Genomic DNA, 18,037 nt, shown 5'->3' with positions numbered 1-18,037 from the left:
GGTTCCGAAAGGTCCTGCAGCCCAGGCCGCGAAAACAACCCCATGCACAGGAAAGCGGGCTCTGTTTTCATTGGGAAAAATTGCCCGGAAAATTCACCATGGCAACGCGACCCGCAAGAAGTGAATCCACAGCCCTGGGCTAGCTGCTTGAACCCCCACCGCGATATGCCCATATTGCTGACCAAGGGGCGCCACCGCGGGCCCCGACACACCAAAGTCGCTTCGAGAGGACTTTGTAAACTATGTCTCGTGTTCCAACGCTTTCCAGTCCGTTCCTTCTGGGCTTCGACGAAATCGAGCGCGTGCTCGATCGCGTCGTCAAGGGCGCCGACGGTTACCCTCCCTACAATATCGAGAGGTGTGAGCGATCGGACGGCCAGCCCGAGCGGTTGCGCATCACGCTGGCGGTCGCCGGATTCACCCGCGACCAACTCGATGTAACCATTGAGGAAAACCAGCTCGTGATTCGCGGGCGGCAGCAGGACGACAAGACCCGGCAATACATCCATCGCGGCATCGCCGCGCGCCACTTCCAGCGCACCTTCGTGCTGGCGGAGGGGATGCTGGTGCTGGGTGCGGATCTGAAGAACGGGTTGTTGTCGGTCGACCTGGCCCGGCCTGAACCGGAGAGGATCGTTAAGACAATCGCTATCAATGAGCACGAATAATGGAACGAGTAGCGGACTCGACCGCTTAGTTTTCCTGAAGGAGTCGAGACCATGAGTGAAGGTCAAGTTGTGTTCGAATATGAAGCCAGGAACGCCTCGCCCGAGACGCTGGCGAACCTCGGCGAAGGCCACATCGCCTATGTGAAGCAGATCCGCTCCGAGGATGTGCCCGGCCTGTTCCCCGAAGCCCCGAAGATCGCGCCCGGCCTCAAGCTGTTCGCACTCCATGCCGCCGACGGCACGCCGATCATGCTGACCGACAGCCGCGAAGCCGCCATCGCCAACGCCTGGAGCAACGAGCTGCAAGCCGTCAGCGTGCACTGAGCGCTACAAGCGTCGCACGAAGAGAGTTTCAAGCGGGCACGCCTTCCACCGAAGGCGTGCCCGTCTTCATTTGAGAGATGATGTTCCGCACCTTTGCTGATGGGCCCCGCCCTGGCTGACGAAGGCGATGCCAGCCATCTCGTCCTCGTCTCGCCCAATCCCGAGCCGCACGCAACCGGCCAGCGGAACGCGGGGAGCACCGCTTCGATTCGGGGCGGCCTCGGCTCATGCGCGCACGAGACCGTCATCGGTCCGTGATTTGACATTTCATTCACGTTCGTCAAATCTGACAAAATGCAGGCCAAGGCTCCTCCCAAGACCCCTCCCCAGGACCGTATCCTCGACGCCGCCATGCGCGTGTTCCGGCGCCACGGTTTCCGCCGTTCCTCGATCGAGCAGGCGGCGGAGGAAGCCGGACTGACGCGGCAGGCGCTCTATCATCACTTCGCCTCCAAGGAGGCGCTGTTTCGCGCCGTGCTCGAGCGCCTCTACGAGCAGGGACTCGCTGCGGAAATCGCGGCAGCAAAGGCGGCGGAAGAAGCCGGCCTCGAGCTTGCCGACATCCTGGTCGCCGAGATCGGCGCGCGGATGCAGTCGCTGCTCGCCTCCCTCAAGGACTCGCCCCACATCGAGGAGCTGTTTTCCGAGCACCTCGCGCAGGCGCGCGACCTCTACCAGAGCTACGCCAGCCGTTTCGCCGACGAGATCGCAACCACGATCGCGCGGGTGTGCCGCAAGCGAAAGCTCGCGCTCGAAAGCGGCATCACGGTGCGCGAGCTCGCGCGCTGCGTCGAGATGGCGATCCACGGCACCAAATCCGCTTTCCCTGCCATGCAGCCGGTCGACGCGTTCCTGAAACAGCTCGAGACCATGCTGCGCATGCTGATCGCCGGCGCGATGGCGCTGCCTGCGAAGAAGTCCCCACGCAAAACGGGAGTTCGGAAATGACCACCACGACCGTCAATGGAACGCCCCTGGTGCTGCCCGACGATCCGGAGGCGCTGTTGATCGACGTGATCCGCGACGGCGGCCTCACCGGCACCAAGCTCGTGTGCGGCTCCGGCGTCTGCGGCGCCTGCACCGTGCTGCTCGACGGCATGCCGGTCGTGAGCTGCCTGTTGCCGGCGCAGGCGGCCGCCGGCAAATCGCTGACGACCATCGAGGGGGTCGGAGCAACCGGATTGCATCCGGTGCAGAAGGCGTTCATGGCGCACGACGCCCTGCAATGCGGCTTCTGCACGCCGGGCTTTGTCGTCGAAGCCACCGCCTTCCACGACAGCTGGCGCGCGGCCAAGGGCACGGCGACGCCCTCGCGCGAGGAAATCGCCGCCGCGCTCTCGGGACATCTCTGCCGTTGCGGCGCCTATGAAGGCATCTATCGCGCCGTCGCCGAAGCATGCGCGGGCCGCTTCGACGGCAACGATCCGGTCGCGCCGCGGCTCGAAGCCCGCGACAAGGTGACGGGGCTGGCCCGCTACACCGTCGACATCCACCATGACGGCCAGCTCGAAGGCGTCATCCTGCGCGCGCACGTCGCGCATGCGAGGATCACCGGGCTCGATCTGGCGCCGGCGCGCACTATTCCCGGTGTTGCCGCGGTCGTTCCGCTGCTCGACGATGACAACATGATCCGGTTCGTCGGCGCGCCGATCGCAGCCGTCGCGGCCAGGGATCGCCGCACCGCACTGAAGGCAATCGCCGCGATCACCTTCAGGCCCGAGCCATTACCGGCGGTGATCGGGCTCGAGGCAGCGCGACGCGACGATGCGCCCGTGGTGTTCGAAAAGCAGGACCGCAAGCGTGCCGGCAACGTCTCCGAGGGCGCCGGCGGCGCTCCGGTGTCGTGGAAGGGCAATGTCCGCGGGCCTTCGGCGCCGTTCTCGCAGAAAGCCAGGCAGGCCAGGCACTGGCTTGACGAGGCGCGGGCGCAACGCAATCCGCTGCTGGTCGAGGAAACCTTCCGCGTCTCGACGCAACAGCACGCCAGCCTCGAACCCCATGCCGCCGTGGCCAGGTTCGATGGCGATCAACTCACCGTGCACATCTCGACCCAGGCCATTCACGAGAGCATGGAGAAGATCGCCAAGCGCTATGGCCTGCCGCACGACAAGGTGCGTGTGATCGCCGATCATGTCGGCGGCGGGTTCGGCTCCAAGGGCAGCGTTGGGCTGGAGACCATCGCCGCGATCGAGCTTGCGCGCGCCGCGAAGGCGCCGGTGCGTGTCGCCTTCGATCGTGAAGAGGAGCTTTCCGTTACAGGCTATCGTCCGGCCGCCGAGCTGAAGCTGTCCTTGCTGCCTTCGGCGGAAGGCCGCCTCAAGGCGCTGTCGCTCACCGCCCATGCCGATACCGGAGCCGCCGTGAACTCGATGATCGCCGGCCTGGCCCGGCTGATCTATCCAGCCCAGGCAAAAGAGCTCGTCGACTTCGACGTGCTCAGCAACCTGCCGCCGGGCGCGCCGTTCCGCGGCCCCGGGGGTCCGCCGATGTCGTTTGCGCTGGAGCAGGCGGTCGACGAGGCGGCGCTGCGCATGAAGGTCGATCCGATCCAGTTGCGCAAGCGTTGGGATACCGACCCCAACCGCCAGCGACTGTACGACTGGGCCGCCGGCCTCGACGTCTGGAAGAACCGCAAGCCGGCCGGCTCGCAAGAAGGCCGCTACCGGCGCGGCGTCGGCGTCGCCACCGGCTACTGGCTCTATCTCTGGCAGACCGGCTCCTCGGTCGAGCTCGCGGTCAAGGGCGGCCGCATCGTCGCAAGCTGCGCGGTCCAGGATATCGGCACGGGCACGCGCAGCGTGATCGCGAACACCGTCGCGAAGGCGTTCGATCTCGAGCCGCAGGATGTGGACGTTCGCATCGGCCGCTCGAACCTGCCGCGAGGGCCGGGGTCCGGCGGCAGCCGCGTCACCGCCTCGGTGGTGCCGCCGACCCTGCTCGCGATCGACAGGCTGAAAGCGGAAATCAAGCGCACCGCCTCGCGCACACCTGCTCCGGGCTCGAACGCGCCGTGGCGCGAGATGATCGCGGCGTCTCCTGACATCGCGGTGTCGGCGAGACGCCAGGAGGACGGCAAGCCGCCGCCCGGCGTCAGGCCCGCTCTGCACGAGGTGGGCATCTTGGGCCGGGTGTTCGGTTGGGTGCTGCGCCTGATGAACCACATGGTGGTCGGCGCCGGCGTGCCGAGCTCGGTGCAGGTAATGGAGGTCGAGGTCGATACCTGGCTCGGCCATGTGCGCGTGCTCAACGCCTATACGGGCCTCGCGATCGGCAAGCTCGCCGCGCCCATGCTGGCGCGAAGCCAGGCCGCAGGCGCCGTGATCCAGGGCATCGGCTACGCACTCTATGAGGCGCGGGAGACCGATCCTTCGAGCGGCCACATCCTGAGCAGCAGCATGGAGGATTACCGCATTCCGGGCATCGGCGACATGCCGAAACTGGAGGTGCATTTCGACGAGGCCGGTTTCGAGCACGTGCCGGGCGGCAGCGTCGGCATCGGCGAAGTCGCCACCGTGCCGACCTCGCCCGCGATCGCCAACGCCATCCGCGATGCGATCGGCGTGAGACTGACCGAAATTCCGTTCCGGCCCGATCGCCTGCTGGCCGCGCTGAAAGGGAGGGATGCAGCATGAGTGTCGCCGTCACGAGCGCCGAGCCCACGCCTGAATTCCGCGCCGGAGGCACCGACTTCAGCGAACGCCGCCGCAGCGGCGTGTCGCAGGGCATGCTGATCGATATCTCGGCCAGCGGCTCCAGGGCGATTACCTGGGACGCCGGCGGATCAGCCCAGATCGGCGCGCTTGCCACCATCGCCACGATCGCGTCGGACGCGCGCATCGCCGCCGGCTATCCCGGCATTGCGGCGAGCGCGCGAGGCCTCGCCACGCCACAGGTGCGCCAAGTTGCAACGCTCGGCGGCAACCTCGCGCAGCGTTCGCGCTGCTGGTATTTCCGCCGGGCCGACATCGATTGCTTGAAGAAAAGCGGTAGCACCTGCCCTGCCCGGTCTGGCAATCATCTCTACGGCGTCGCCTTCGATCTCGGGCCTTGTGTCGCGCCGCATCCCTCCACCATGGCGGCGGCTCTGCTCGCCTATGATGCGACCATCGTGACGGACCGGCGCAGCGGATTGACCATTGCAGGCCTGCTCGGCGATGGCTCGGTCTCGCACGCCGATCATGCACTCGCAGCGGGCGAGATGATCAAGAGCATTGCGCTTGCGGCTCCGGTTCAGGGCGAGCGCGCTTCCTACAGGCGCGCGATCAGCCGGACCTCTGCGGAATGGCCGCTGGTGGAACTCTGCGCCCGCGTCGTGATCGCCGACGGCAGCTTCCGGCTCGTGCGGCTCGCTGCCGGTGGTGTTGCGCCCGTGCCGCTTCGGCTCACCGCCGCGGAAGTCGCGCTTCACGGCAAGATCGCCAATGCGGCATCGATCGCGGAAGCGGCGACAGCGGCGACCTCGGCGGCCAAACCATTGCCGATGACGGGCTACAAGCTCGATCTTCTGCAAGGGCTGCTGCGCGACGTGCTGGAGCGGCTTTTGGATTAGCTGGTCGCGCGACCCGCCATCCGCGCACGAATGTCCGGCTTCAGCACCTTGCCGACCTTGGAGCGCGGCAGATCGTCCCAGATCTCGATCTGCTTCGGTGTCTTGACGCTGCCGATCTGCTGCTTGACGAAGGCCGCCAGTGCCGTCGCATCGACGCTCTGGCCGGCGCGGGGCTGCACCACCGCGACGATCCGCTCGCCCCATTTCTCGTCCGGCAGGCCGATCACGGCGCAATCCTGCACCGCCTCGTGCGCGCGCAATGCGTTTTCAACCTCGATCGAATAGACGTTGAACCCGCCGGTGATGATCATGTCCTTGGCGCGGTCGACGATGTAGAGGTAGCCGTCACCGTCGATGTAGCCGACGTCGCCGGTATGGTGCCATCCGTGCGCAGATGCTTCGGCGGTCGCTTGCGGGTTCCTGTAATAGCCCTCCATCACCAGCGACCCGCGCACCACGATCTCGCCGCGTGTGCCAGATGGCAGCAGATGACCCTCGCCATCCATGATGCCGGCCTGCACCAGCGGGCTGATCCGCCCGGCCGACGCCAGTCGGTCCGTCGCGATCGTGCCGTCTGGATTGTAATGCTCGTCGGGCGCCATCATCGAAATCATCATCGGGGCTTCGGTCTGACCGAACAACTGCGCCATCGGCCCGATGCGTCGAAGCGCCTCCGCAAGCCGCGTGGCCGAGATCGGCGCCGCGCCGTACCAGAAGCATTGCAGCGATTCGAGGTTGGCGGAATCGAGTCCGGGATGATCGAGCAGCATGTAGATCACGGTCGGCGGCAGGAAGGTGTGGGTGACGCCATGGCGCTCGATCAGAGCGAGGAATTCGGCGATGTCGGGGTGATGCATGATCACGATGCGGCCGCCGAGCGTCATGATCGGGAAGCACAGCACGCCGGCGGCGTGCGTCAGCGGCGCCAATGCGAGGTAGACCGGGCGGCCCTTGAAGGGGTAGCCGATCAGCGTCAGGGCCGTCATGGCCTCGATGTTACGGCCCGACAGCATGACGCCCTTGGGCTTGCCGGTGGTTCCGCCGGTGCCCGGGATCATCGCGAGGTCGTCGACCGGCGCCCGCTGGTAGTCGTCGTCCGAAACGTTGCGGAGCCAGGTGTCGCAGGAAGATGCAAACGGCAGCTCGGCATCGAGGCAGACGAGCACGCGCAGCTTCGGCAGGTCGGACCGGACCGCCTCGACCATCGGAGCGAAGCTCGAATGAAACAGCAGTGCGGAGCAGTCGAATTGATCGAGTATGAATTTGTTCTCGGCCGCCTCGTTGCGCGGATTGATCGGGCACCAGACCGCACCGGCGCGCGAAATGCCGAACACGCAGGCGAAGGCCAGCGGGTCGTTGCCAGCGAGGATCGCAACCTTCTCGCCCGCCGCGAGGCCCGATGCTGCAAGTCCGCGCGCGACGCGGTAGCTCAAGCGTTGCACGTCGCGATAGCTGAGATCGCGTCCGTCCATGGTGAGGCACGGCGCGTCGGGGCCCAGCGAGGCACCTTTATCGAGGTAATCGATGAAGCGCATGGTCGAATCCTGCAGACGGAAGCGGGTGACGCAGAGAACCGCGCCACCCGCGATTTGGCTAATCGTGCACAGTCAGGACAGGCTTGCTGACCAGCCCGAAACTGCGCAATTGCCCGAGCAGCTCGTGGTGGCCGAATGCCTGACAGGCGGAGGCGAAGCCGACGCGCCTCGGCGGTTGCTGCAGCAGATGCGCGGCGGCATAGGCCTGCAGCATGCCGGTTTGCTTGTAGTTGCTGTTGCCGTTGATGACACAGTGCGCACGGCCGAGCGGGCCGGAGGCATGCACCGAATCCAACGACTTGTTGACGCGCGGGTTCTCGCGCGGCGGCATGGTGTTCATGACGCCCGCAGCGGTCTGCGCCAGCGCGGCGTAGCGATCGTCGGGTTTCATGTCCTTGGTCGCCTCCAGCGCGGCGGCGACGATCTGTGGCACCCCCAGCATCAGCGCGCGGTTGAACACGCCGCCCAACACCTTGACGTTGGCCACGCGGGGATCACGCTTGAACCACACCGGGTGCGAGGTGCCGCCCCAGGGGAGTGCCAGCGCCAGTTCGTGCTGGCCGGGGATGACGAGGTTGGTGAGGCCGGCATCAGGCTGATGCTCGACGTATTTGTTTTGCTCAAGGTAGTAGGCCTTGGCCATCGCCGCATTGACCAGGATGGTCTGCGTCGAGGCGATGGTCGGGCTGCCGCCCCAGAACACGGCGATATCGAGCGTATCGAGGCCTGGCGTCTCCAGGCACAGCTGGGCTGCGATTTCGCCGGTGGTGTACATCTGCGCGATGCCGGGCGCCAGCAGCAGGCCGGCATTGGCGAACTTCGTGCCCCACTCCTGTTCGAGCGTGATCAGCCAGTCCTGCTCGCCTGTCGTGTCGGTGTAGTGGCATCGGGAAGCCCAGCAGGCTTGCACCACCTCGCCGCCGAACCTGGCGAAGGGGCCGACCGTGTTGAGCACCACCGAGGCGCCGTTGAACAATTCCGTCAGCGCGCCTACGGTATGCGGCACTTCCACCACCTCGTAGTCGGCGGTCTCGATGCCGGCCACATTCGCCTTCATTGCAGCGTTGAGCTTCTCGGCGCTGCGGCCGGCGGCGACGAAGGGGATGTTGTACTCGCGCAAGTATTCGCAGACGAGACGGCCGGTGTAGCCGGAAGCGCCATAGACGATGACGGGCTTCTTCGCACTCATTGTGTTCCTCCGAAATTCTCGTTGTGAAGATGTTTGCTACATGCCCATGCCGCCATCGACCGGCAGTCCGATGCCGGTGATGAAACGCGCCTCGTTCGAGCACAGGAACACCGCGGCATCGGCGATGTCGCCGACCTCCGCGAGCTTGCCGAGAGGCGTCTGCTCCACCACTGAGCCGACCGCGGCGTTGACGTCGGCGGCGAGACCGATCTTGACGATGTCGTTCGCCAGCTGCAGGCCCATGTCGGTCGGTATCAAGCCGGGATAGATGCAGTTGACGCGCACGCCGTAACCGAGCTTGCCGGCTTCCATCGCTCCGACCCGCGTCATGCGATCAACCGCGGACTTCGTGGCGGAATAGACCGCGATGCTCGGGAAGGCGATCGTGGCGGCGACAGAGGCGATGTTAACGACCGCGCCGCCCTTGCCCGCCGGTCCGCCCGGCCGCATCGCGCGGAAAGCGTGCTTCATGCCGAGTACGGTGCCGACGATGTTGACGTCGCACATCCGGCGTGCGTCCTCGGCCTTGACCTCGCTGACGAGGGCGGTGATCTCGATCCCGGCATTGTTGATGAGGATGTCGTAGCCGCCGAGGGTTGCGACGGTCTTGGCAACCGCCCGCTCCCATTGGGCGTCATCGGCGACGTCAAGCTGGGCGAATCCGGTCGTGACGCCTGCTTCCTTCGCGATTGCGCTTGCGGTCGCACTGCCGGCATCCTCGAGGATATCGGCGATCATGACCGCGGCGCCGGCGCGCGCCAACGCCTGCGCGATCGCCGCGCCGATGCCTCGGGCACCGCCGGTGACCAGGGCTTTCCTGCCTGCAAGACTCTTCCCACTCATGACGCACTCCTCCGTTGCTGGTGATCGATTCGGGCTGCGCCAACAGGCGCGCCAGGTCGATGGGCGCAGGGCCTTCGGCCGCACCCAGCGAAGCGTTCCTCCATGACCGGACGTCTTGACGACTGTCCAAATTCTTGAAGCGGAACCTCCGCCAGAAACTTGACACTTGTCAAGAACGAATTTGACAGTCGTCAAAGAAGATGGTTGTGAGGGGATGGAGTTGTCAGGCGGTCGAGCCGGCATAAGTCGTTGAAAGAATGGGACTGGGGAAGGAACCAGATGGCGCGGCAGGTGACGGGCGCGGCCCGGCGTGTGGCTGAAGCGGCCGAGGTGCTGCGCGACGAGAAGTTCAACGCACGGCGCATCGAGCTCGCCGAAGCCGCGCTCGAAACGCTTGGAGAGCTCGGCTTCGCACGCACCAGCCTGCGCGAGATCGCGCAGAACTCGGCGTTCACGCACGGCGTGTTCCACTATTATTTCAGCGACAAGCTGGACCTGATCTGCTGCTGCGTCCGCCACTACAAGGCGAAGTGCGTGACCCGATATGACGAGGTCGTCGCAACAGCGACGAGCCGCGACGAATTGACGGAAGGTTTCCTCGCCAAGCTTGCGGCCACGCTGCAGAACGAAGCCCGCATGCACCGGCTTTGGTACGATTTGCGTTCGCAGGCGATGTTCGAGGCGGCGTTTCGCAAGGACGTGCTCGAGATCGACAAGAACCTGGAGGCGATGATCTGGCGCATCGCATCGCGCTACGCCGAGCTCGGCGGCAAGCGACCAGTGTCGTCGCCCGCCGCCCTCTATGCGCTGTTCGACGGTCTATTCCAGAGTGCGCTGCTCAAGCATCTCGCGGCCGACAAGACGGCGATTCCCGAACTGCTCGACGAAGTCCGGCGCCTGCTGCCGACGGTGTGCTGACGCGCGCAGGCGGCGCCTGCGCTCCGCAATGACGGAGTGCGAGGCGGGAGCTCGCGCCCACTCCCGCATCACTTCAGAAACCCAAGCCCTTCGCGCGCGGTGTCGTTGGCCCATTTGTCGTTCGGCGGCAGCGCGAGCACGCTGTTGAAATCCTCGCGCGCATGTTTGCGGTCGGACAGCGTCATATAGAGGAGGGCGCGATTGACCAGGGCGATCCGGTTTGCAGGATCCAGCCGCAGCGCCTCCGCATAGTCGGCGAGCGCGCGGGTGTTGTCTCCGAGATCGCGATACGTGCTTGCGCGGTTTTGCCAGGCCATCGAATTTCCCGGCTGAAGCCGGATGCCTTGATCCATGTCGGCGATGGCGCGACGATCATCGCCCTTCTTGCGCCAGGCCGCGGCGCGGACGAAATATGCCTTTTCGAAAGTCGGGCTGAACCTGATGACGTCATCAAGCTCCCTGATGACGTTCTCGGTATCGCCCTTTTTGAGGAGGACGGTGGCCCGGCAATAGTGGCCGCCGGCGCTGTTGGGCTCCAGGCGAACCGCGGTATCGCAATCGTCGAGACTGGCGTCGATCTCGCCCCTGTTGAAACGGATCAGGCTCCGCAGCTCGTAGGGCCAGGCGGCAGCAGGGTTACGACGCATCGCCTCCTCGTAATCGGCGACGGCATGGTCGTTATCGTCCTTCGCGGCATACGATTCGCCCCGGCTTATGAGGGCAAGATACGCCTGCGCGGGATTGCGCTCGATCGCCTCGGTGAGATGCGTGATCGCCAGATCGAATTCGCGCCTGTTGTAATATTCGATACCGCGCCAGGTGTAAGGCGGTCCGTAGCTCGGATCGAGGCGAATGGCCTCGTTGAAATCGGCCAGCGCGCGATCGCGGTCGCCTTTGACGGAGTAAGCGCGCCCGCGGCACTGGTAGGCCCGCGCGAAATTCGGATCCAGCCGGATCGCCGCACTGCAATCCTCGAAGGCATGGTCCCTGTCGCGCTTGCCGAAATAGGCTTCGCCGCGCTTCTCATAAGCCGCGGCATTGTCCTGGTCGGCCGCGATGATTCCGGATGTTTCCGCGATGATGCGATCGTTCGACGCCTCGTCGGCACGGGCCATGCTCGTCACGACCATCGTGACGGTGCAAAGCACAGCGAAGACGCGCACTGTCGAACCGCATCTCATGACTCAAGATCTCCGCATCGAATCCATGCCGTTCGCAGGATGCGGGTCCGCACGAGGAGAAGCCTCGCGGACCGCTTCGCGGCCCCGCCGTGACATAAGTCGCTGGTGCCGGGGCTTACGTTCGATGTAGAAGGGAGAGATCAGGCCGCGCTGGCCGGCGGCAGGGCCAGCACCGAATAGATCGCCTGGGCGTCGCGCGAGGCGCGGAGCTTCTTGGCGATGTCCTGGTCGCGCAGCAGGCGGGCGATGCGGGCCAGCGCCTTCAAATGATCGGCGCCGGCGCCTTCAGGGGCGAGCAGCAGGAAGACGAGATCGACCGGCTGGCCGTCCATCGCCTCGAAATCGATCGGGCGATCGAGGCGGGCGAACAGGCCGAAGATCTTCTCGAGCTTGGGCAGCTTGCCGTGGGGAATGGCGACGCCGTAGCCGACCGCGGTGGTGCCGAGCTTCTCGCGCTGGAGCAGCACCTCGAACACCGAGCGTTCGTTTTGTCCGGTCAGCTCGGCAGCCTTGGCCGCGAGCTCTTGCAGCGCCTGCTTCTTGCTGTTGACCTTCAATGCCGGGAGAATCGCCTCGGGTGCGACCAGATCGGTAATCGGCATGGAAGGTTTCCGAGGTGAGTTAAACCGTCAGGTTCCGAATTGGCCGCCTCGATTGAACCGAGCCCGGCCGGCGTCAAGAAGGTGAAGCAGGAGGGGGACTTAGCCCCGATCCTGATGTGGGGCGCTTCTACTCCAACGCAATCCCGGTGCCAACTCCCGCGTGCGGCTTTGCCCCCGTCATTGTTAAGGCCTGTGGTTGATACGGGAGTGCCCTTTCGCCGGTCTAGCCGCCCGATTTGTCACCCGGCGGATCAATCCAGCCAACATTGCCGTCGGCCCGGCGATAAATGATGTTCACCCGGCCCGAGGAACCATGCTGGAATACCAGACAGGGCGCCCCACTGAGGTCGAGTTCCATGACTGCCTCGCTGACCGAGAGCCGCTTCAGCGATGTCGTGGCCTCGGCGATGATCACGGGGTTGTAGCCGGTGATTTCGTCCTCGTCGTCGCCTTCGCCCGGCGCCTCCAGGACGTAAGCCGTGGCATCCAGCGCGGCCAGCGCCGCGGAGGCGACATGGGCCTTGCGGGCCGAGCGGTCCTTGAGCCGGCTCTTGTAGCGCTTGAGCCGCTTCTCGATCATGATCAGCGCCTGGTCGGCACTGGCATAGGCGTCCTGCGCGTTCGAATCGGCCTCCAGCGTAATTCCGGAATCGAGATGCAGCGCACAGTCGGTGCGGAAGCCGAAGCCGTCCTTGCTGAGCGTGATGTGGCCGGAATAATTGCCGTCGAAATATTTACGCAGGACCTCTTCCGTCCGATCGGTGACGCGGCCGCGAAGGGCCTCGCCGACGCTAACGCTCTTGCCCGAGATCCGAAGAGTCATGTGATGCCTCGCTTGGTTCAATCGGCCAGCTCCGATGACGCGGCATCGGAGCTGGGGTCGTTCCCCTGCGCATGATCTCCCCGCAGACGCCTACGGCGTTTGTCGGCAGGGAAAACCGCTGTACACCTTTCCGGATCATGCGCGTGCTTGGATCGGTCGCGATGGGAGAATGAGAGTAGCGCGATTCTGTGCCAGCGCAATCAGGCCGGTTCGGTGTTGCGAGAGCGATCGGACATCGGGGTGGAAAGGACGTTACCAAGAGCGCTCTGCTTGTCGCGACGGCGTTGCACCGAGGACGGAATGCGCATGGCTTCGCGGTACTTCGCGACCGTGCGGCGGGCAATATCAATGCCCGAGGCGCGCAATCGTTCCACGATGGTATCATCCGACAGGATCGCGGACGGCTCTTCCGAATCGATCAGCTGCTTGATGTGGTGACGCACGGCCTCGGCCGAGTGCGCCTCCCCGCCGTCGGCGGACGCGATCGAGGCCGTGAAGAAATATTTCAACTCGAATGTGCCGCGATTTGTCGCCATGTATTTGTTGGCGGTGACGCGCGACACCGTGGATTCATGCATCTGGATGGCGTCGGCGACGGCTTTCAGATTCAGCGGCCGCAGATGCGCGACACCGTGGGTGAAGAAGCCGTCCTGCTGGCGCACGATCTCGGTCGCGACTTTCAGGATGGTGCGGGCGCGCTGGTCGAGCGCGCGCACCAGCCAGGTCGCGTTCTGCAGCGCGTCGGTGAAATACGACTTGTCGCCGTCCTTGCCGATCTTCTTCGACAGCTCGGAATAGTAGGTCTGGTTCACCAGCACGCGCGGCAGGGTGTCGCTGTTGAGCTCGACATGCCAGCCGCCGTCAGGACCCGGCCGGACATAGACGTCGGGCACCACGGTCTGAAGCCGCGCCGAGCCGAACTTCATGCCGGGCTTGGGATTGAGGCGCCTGATCTCGCCGATCATGTCGGCGATGTCCTCGTCGTCGACGCCGCAGAGCTTGCGCAAGGCGGCGATGTCGCGCTTGGCGAGGAGATCGAGATGCTCGACGAGGGCCTGCATCGCGGGATCGTAGCGGTCGAGCTCGCGGAGCTGGATCGCCAGGCATTCGCTCAAATTGCGCGCGCAGACGCCGGGCGGATCGAATTTCTGCAGCACGGCAAGGACGCCCTCGACGTCCTCTTGCGTTGCGCCAAGCCGCTCGGCGGCCTGGCCGAGATCGGGCGGCAGATAGCCGGCCTCGTCGACGAGGTCGATCAGATACTGCCCGATCATGCGCTGCGCCGCGCCTGTGAAGGCGACCGAGAGCTGCTCGGCAAGGTGGTCGGACAGCGTCATCTCGGCCGCGACGAAAGCCTCGAGATTGTAGTCCTCGTCACCCGAGGCGCCGCCGCCCCACTCGGTATAGGTCGTCGGCGCGACGTCCTGGGCGTTGCGTGCCGCCGCCTCGGCGGGCTCCTCGGAGAACACGTTGTCCAGGCCCGTATCCAGGGTCTGCTCGATCTCGGCGCGGGTGCCGAGATCCTTGCTCATCCATTCTTCCTGGCCGGGTTCGAAGGCGTCGCCGCCACCGCCGAAGCCGTCGTCGCCGCCGAGACCGTCTCCCTGGCTGCCTGATTCGTCGCCATCGGTGTCGCTGAACCGGGCGGCCTCGGCCGCGGCGTCGCCGCCGGGAGCCTCGTCATTGGCCCGCTCCAGCAGGGGATTACGCTCGAGCTCCTCCTCCACGAAGGTCGTGAGATCGAGATTGGACAATTGCAGCAGCTTGATCGCCTGCATCAACTGCGGCGTCATGACCAGCGACTGCGATTGCCGGAACTCTAATCTCTGCGAAAGCGCCATCTAACAAGAACCGTTCCCAAAATTGGTCCGATTCTTGCTTATCTTAGTCCCGGCCCGATGTACACGCCTTGACGAGACGGAAAAAACGGCTAGAGGCGGAATTCCTCGCCAAGGTAAAGCCGGCGAACATCGGGATCCGCGACGATCTCGTCCGGGCTTCCCTCGGTCAGGATCTCACCGGCATAGACGATATAGGCGCGATCGGTGAGGCCGAGCGTCTCGCGCACATTGTGGTCGGTGATCAGCACGCCGATGCCGCGATTGGTGAGGTGGCGGACGAGGTCCTGAATGTCGCCGACCGCGATCGGATCGATGCCGGCGAAGGGCTCGTCGAGCAGCATGTAGTTCGGACGCGTGGCCAGCGCGCGCGCGATCTCGACGCGGCGACGCTCACCGCCGGACAATGCGATCGACGGCGATTTCCGCAGGCGCGTGATGTTGAATTCGTCGAGCAGCGCGTCGAGCTGCTGCTCGCGTTCCTTGCGCGAGGGCTCGACCACTTCGAGCACGGCACGGATGTTCTGCTCGACGGTGAGGCCGCGAAAGATCGAGGCTTCCTGCGGCAGGTAGCCGATGCCGAGGCGCGCGCGCTGATACATCGGCAGCTTGGTGACGTCGTGGCCGTCGAGCTCGATCGCGCCGCGATCGGCCTTGATCAGGCCTGTGATCATGTAGAACACGGTGGTCTTGCCGGCGCCGTTCGGGCCGAGCAGGCCGACCGCTTCGCCGCGCCGGACATAAATGCTGACGCCGCGCACGACCTGGCGGCTGCCGAAACTCTTTTCCACGCTATGCACAGCCAGGAAGCCCGGCCGCCGCAACAGCTGCGGTCCGCCCGTGCCGTTGGACTGGGCGGCGGGCCTGCTGGCCTTAAGCGGTTGAGCAACCGCTGGCCGCGGCCGCGGCGGAGCCTCGAGGCCATAGGGGTCCGAGGCCTGAATGGGCTGGTCACGGGCAAGCGGCGGCGCATCCCTGACAGGACTCGCCACCAGCCCGCCGATGCTGTCCCCGAGCGCCGTGATGTCCCGACGGGCGAATCCCCGCGGGCCGCGCTTGGCGGGGCGACGACGGAACATGCTGAACAGATCGACCATCCCCGCCTTCCAGCCTTCTACGGATTCTGCGCGACATTCACGCAATCTGCCACGCCAGCAATTCGATTCGCCGACGCAGCGTGAGTGAAGGGATGTCTCATGCCCAGTGAAACACGCCCGAAAAGCGGCCGACCCCGCTTCGAAAGCCCTGCGCGCTAGATACAGCCTCACCGGGCACGCTTCAACCTCGGATCATCAGCATCAGCGACAAGTGATTGAATTCACTTCTGTTTACTTCCACCGGGCAGTTGCAGAGGCGAACCCGCGCCCGGAGCCACGGGCGTTCCGCATTTGCCGTTCCCGCCGCCCTGGGACTGGATGAACAGGCCCTGCACCTTGCCGCTGTCGGATTCCACCCGCGAAACGCCGGTGGTCATGTCGACCATGAGGCGGTCGCCGCGCAACACGTTCTGGCATTGGGTCAGAACCACCTGGCCCCCGGACCCACCCAGCATGGTGATGAGGTTGGTCTTGGTGTCGAACACGGCGGTCTCGCCGGTCACCACCTGGTCCTTCTGGGTGACGACGACATTGCCGCGCGCTTCCAGCCGCTTGATCGACGAGGCGCCGCCGGGGCCCGGCGCCGCCGCCTGCATCGGCGGCGCGCTCTTCTGACCCTTGGCCGGCGCCGCGGTTGGAGCCGTCTGCGGCGGGGCCTGCTTGTCGCCAGAGGATTCGTAGAACACCACCAGCGTCTTCGAGGTCATGGTGGTGTCGCCCTGCACGACCTTCACATTGCCCGAGAAGGTGGCTTCCTTCTTCTTGTCGCGCATCTCGAGCGAGGCGGCCTCGATCTGGATCGGCTGATCGCGATTCTGCGAAAAGCCCTGCATCGCATTGGGCACGCCTTGCATCGTGCTTTGCGCGACGGCACCCGCCGTGATCAGCGCGGCGCCGGCAAGCGCCATCGCCGCGACGATGGCGTGACGCCTGGTGTCGTGACGCGAAGAAAAATGAGTCATCAAAATCATCTTGCGTTGCCGGACTTGCTCCGGGATTTCGCCGGTGGTGGCGGGGGCGGCTCGACCGGCGCGGGAGCGGGCTCATCCGTGCTGATCTTGTCCAGATGCATCACGACATTGCCTTCGAAACGAACGACCTCACCGCCTCCGGTGATCCGCAGCCTGTCCGCGGTCAGCGTGCCGTTGGTCAATTTGACGTCGACATGCTCATCCGAGGAAACCGTGCCCTTGTTCATGTCGACAAAGGCCGAGTTCAGCCGCGCCTCATAACCGGTGGAGGTGCGCAGGAAGATGTCCTTGTGCAGATCGAGCTGCTGCTGCTTGTTGTCGAAGCGGCCGGTGCGGGCATCGAGGAACACCGTCGATTGATCTTCCATCAGCACCTTGGCGCGCAGGGCGTTGAGATCGACATGGTCGGGGTCGGTGATGTCCTGTGTGGCGGTTTTGGCCCAGAGCTCGTAGGGCCGCTGATCCGGGGTGAAACCGGAAAGGTGCGGCGTTTCCATCGTGATCTTGGTCCCGGTCACCACCATGTTTCCGGAATCGACCTTCACGGGGATCATGGTGAAGGGGTTGAGGAAGGTCGAGACCGCGACGATCGAGGCCATGGCCAGAACCACCGTCGCCGGCACCGCGATGCGCAGAATCCGCACCAGGCGGCTGTGGCGCGCCGCCTGGGCAAACTTCGCCGCGAGCGCGGCGTCGTAGATGGGAAACTGGGCCGAGTTCACCGCTGCTCCGGGGGCATCGCTTGCCTGGTCAGATGGCTCCAATCGCGGGCGCCCCATTGTACCCGCGACCTCAGGAATATGCAGCCTGCGACTGGCCGCAGGAAAGTGTCCGAAACGGGGCGGCGGCCCGGGTCATGCTCCGCGTCAACGGCTCAGGAATGCGCGAAAATGTCCTCTTCCTCCCAGCCCTGCAGGTCGAGCAGGGCGCGGGTCGGCAGGAAGTCGAAACAGGCCTTGGCCAGCTGGGTGCGGCCCTCCCGGACCAGCATCGCGTCGAGCCGCTCACGCAGGGCATGCAGGTGCAGCACGTCGGAGGCGGCGTAAGCGAGCTGCGGCTCGGTCAGGCTGTCGGACCCCCAATCGCTGGATTGCTGCTGCTTGGAGAGGTCGACATTGAGCACCTCGCGCACGAGGTCCTTGAGGCCGTGGCGATCGGTATAGGTGCGAGTCAGGCGGGAGGCGATCTTGGTGCAGTAGATCGGCCCGGTCATGACACCGAAGCTCTGGTACAGCACAGCGACATCGAAGCGGGCGAAATGGAAGATTTTCGTGATGCCGGGGTTGGCCAGCAGCGCCTTCAGGTTCGGCGCATCGATGTGACCCTTGGGGATCTGCACCACGTCGGCGCTGCCGTCGCCGGGCGAAAGCTGGACCACGCAGAGCCGGTCGCGGTGCGGGTTCAACCCCATGGTTTCGGTGTCGATCGCCACCGCGCCGGTGTAGCGGGAGAGGTCAGGCAGGTCGCCGCGATGCAGGCGTACGGTCATGGCGTTTCAA

At 65.2% G+C, this 18,037-nt stretch carries 17 protein-coding genes; 6 read left to right on the top strand and 11 right to left on the bottom strand.

Features of this window, described 5'->3' with window-relative positions:
- Positions 1-242 precede the first annotated feature (242 nt).
- The 5 genes from ACVW16_RS18345 to ACVW16_RS18325 all read left to right on the top strand — a co-directional run bounded on the left by ACVW16_RS18345 (position 243) and on the right by ACVW16_RS18325 (position 5,541).
- Complete coding sequence (locus ACVW16_RS18345) at positions 243-668, top strand: Hsp20 family protein (RefSeq protein ID WP_456700564.1); 426 nt, start codon at positions 243-245, stop codon at positions 666-668.
- Between the two features lie 51 nt (positions 669-719).
- Complete coding sequence (locus ACVW16_RS18340) at positions 720-992, top strand: BQ00720 family protein (RefSeq protein WP_456700563.1); 273 nt, start codon at positions 720-722, stop codon at positions 990-992.
- A 294-nt stretch (positions 993-1,286) separates the two neighbouring features.
- Entirely contained in the window at positions 1,287-1,940 is a 654-nt protein-coding gene (locus ACVW16_RS18335) for a TetR/AcrR family transcriptional regulator (protein WP_456736767.1), read from the top strand.
- The gene (locus ACVW16_RS18330; protein ID WP_456736768.1) at positions 1,937-4,624 is read left to right on the top strand and encodes a molybdopterin-dependent oxidoreductase; all 2,688 of its coding nucleotides are present in this window, start codon (positions 1,937-1,939) and stop codon (positions 4,622-4,624) included. The genes ACVW16_RS18335 and ACVW16_RS18330 overlap by 4 nt, the downstream gene beginning before the upstream one ends.
- Positions 4,621-5,541 (top strand): FAD binding domain-containing protein, encoded by a 921-nt coding sequence (locus ACVW16_RS18325; RefSeq protein WP_456736769.1) that lies wholly within the window; start codon positions 4,621-4,623, stop codon positions 5,539-5,541. The genes ACVW16_RS18330 and ACVW16_RS18325 overlap by 4 nt, the downstream gene beginning before the upstream one ends.
- On the opposite strand, the gene ACVW16_RS18320 is transcribed toward ACVW16_RS18325, so the two are convergent.
- Genes ACVW16_RS18320 through ACVW16_RS18310 form a run of 3 tightly spaced genes read right to left on the bottom strand, consistent with a single transcriptional unit; the run spans position 5,538 to position 9,108 of the window.
- On the bottom strand, positions 5,538-7,076 hold the full coding sequence (locus ACVW16_RS18320) for an AMP-binding protein (RefSeq protein WP_456736770.1): 1,539 nt from the start codon (positions 7,074-7,076) through the stop codon (positions 5,538-5,540). The two genes, ACVW16_RS18325 and ACVW16_RS18320, sit on opposite strands and share 4 nt — an antisense overlap.
- 58 nt (positions 7,077-7,134) lie before the next feature.
- Entirely contained in the window at positions 7,135-8,265 is a 1,131-nt protein-coding gene (locus ACVW16_RS18315; RefSeq protein WP_456736771.1) for a DUF5938 domain-containing protein, read from the bottom strand.
- A 36-nt stretch (positions 8,266-8,301) separates the two neighbouring features.
- Positions 8,302-9,108, bottom strand: a complete 807-nt coding sequence (locus ACVW16_RS18310; protein ID WP_456700553.1) for an SDR family NAD(P)-dependent oxidoreductase — start codon at positions 9,106-9,108, stop codon at positions 8,302-8,304.
- Between the two features lie 279 nt (positions 9,109-9,387).
- Here ACVW16_RS18310 and ACVW16_RS18305 point away from each other — a divergent pair, with 279 nt between their 5' ends.
- Positions 9,388-10,026: a TetR/AcrR family transcriptional regulator gene (locus ACVW16_RS18305; RefSeq protein ID WP_456736772.1), complete on the top strand. Its 639-nt coding sequence runs from the start codon at positions 9,388-9,390 to the stop codon at positions 10,024-10,026.
- Between the two features lie 68 nt (positions 10,027-10,094).
- Here the strand turns inward: ACVW16_RS18305 and ACVW16_RS18300 are convergent, their stop codons facing one another.
- The 8 genes from ACVW16_RS18300 to ACVW16_RS18265 all read right to left on the bottom strand — a co-directional run bounded on the left by ACVW16_RS18300 (position 10,095) and on the right by ACVW16_RS18265 (position 18,027).
- Complete coding sequence (locus tag ACVW16_RS18300) at positions 10,095-11,207, bottom strand: tetratricopeptide repeat protein (protein ID WP_456736773.1); 1,113 nt, start codon at positions 11,205-11,207, stop codon at positions 10,095-10,097.
- Positions 11,208-11,347: 140 nt separating this feature from the next.
- Positions 11,348-11,809, bottom strand: a complete 462-nt coding sequence (gene ptsN, locus ACVW16_RS18295; protein WP_027528272.1) for a PTS IIA-like nitrogen regulatory protein PtsN — start codon at positions 11,807-11,809, stop codon at positions 11,348-11,350.
- Between the two features lie 223 nt (positions 11,810-12,032).
- Entirely contained in the window at positions 12,033-12,632 is a 600-nt protein-coding gene (gene hpf / locus ACVW16_RS18290; RefSeq protein ID WP_456736774.1) for a ribosome hibernation-promoting factor, HPF/YfiA family, read from the bottom strand.
- Between the two features lie 200 nt (positions 12,633-12,832).
- Positions 12,833-14,473 (bottom strand): RNA polymerase factor sigma-54, encoded by a 1,641-nt coding sequence (gene rpoN / locus ACVW16_RS18285; RefSeq protein WP_456700549.1) that lies wholly within the window; start codon positions 14,471-14,473, stop codon positions 12,833-12,835.
- Between the two features lie 89 nt (positions 14,474-14,562).
- The gene (gene lptB / locus ACVW16_RS18280; RefSeq protein ID WP_456736775.1) at positions 14,563-15,567 is read right to left on the bottom strand and encodes an LPS export ABC transporter ATP-binding protein; all 1,005 of its coding nucleotides are present in this window, start codon (positions 15,565-15,567) and stop codon (positions 14,563-14,565) included.
- Positions 15,568-15,788: 221 nt separating this feature from the next.
- Complete coding sequence (locus tag ACVW16_RS18275) at positions 15,789-16,538, bottom strand: LptA/OstA family protein (RefSeq protein ID WP_456736776.1); 750 nt, start codon at positions 16,536-16,538, stop codon at positions 15,789-15,791.
- Positions 16,535-17,260, bottom strand: coding sequence for an LPS export ABC transporter periplasmic protein LptC (gene lptC / locus ACVW16_RS18270; RefSeq protein ID WP_456736777.1), 726 nt, complete (start codon positions 17,258-17,260; stop codon positions 16,535-16,537). The genes ACVW16_RS18275 and lptC overlap by 4 nt, the downstream gene beginning before the upstream one ends.
- A gap of 152 nt (positions 17,261-17,412) precedes the next feature.
- On the bottom strand, positions 17,413-18,027 hold the full coding sequence (locus tag ACVW16_RS18265; RefSeq protein ID WP_456736778.1) for a ribonuclease D: 615 nt from the start codon (positions 18,025-18,027) through the stop codon (positions 17,413-17,415).
- Between the last annotated feature and the right edge of the window lie 10 nt (positions 18,028-18,037).

This window comes from Bradyrhizobium sp. USDA 4474, from assembly GCF_054057515.1.
Note: the sequence above shows the minus strand (reverse complement) of the source record. Positions and strands in the feature narration are given on the sequence as shown.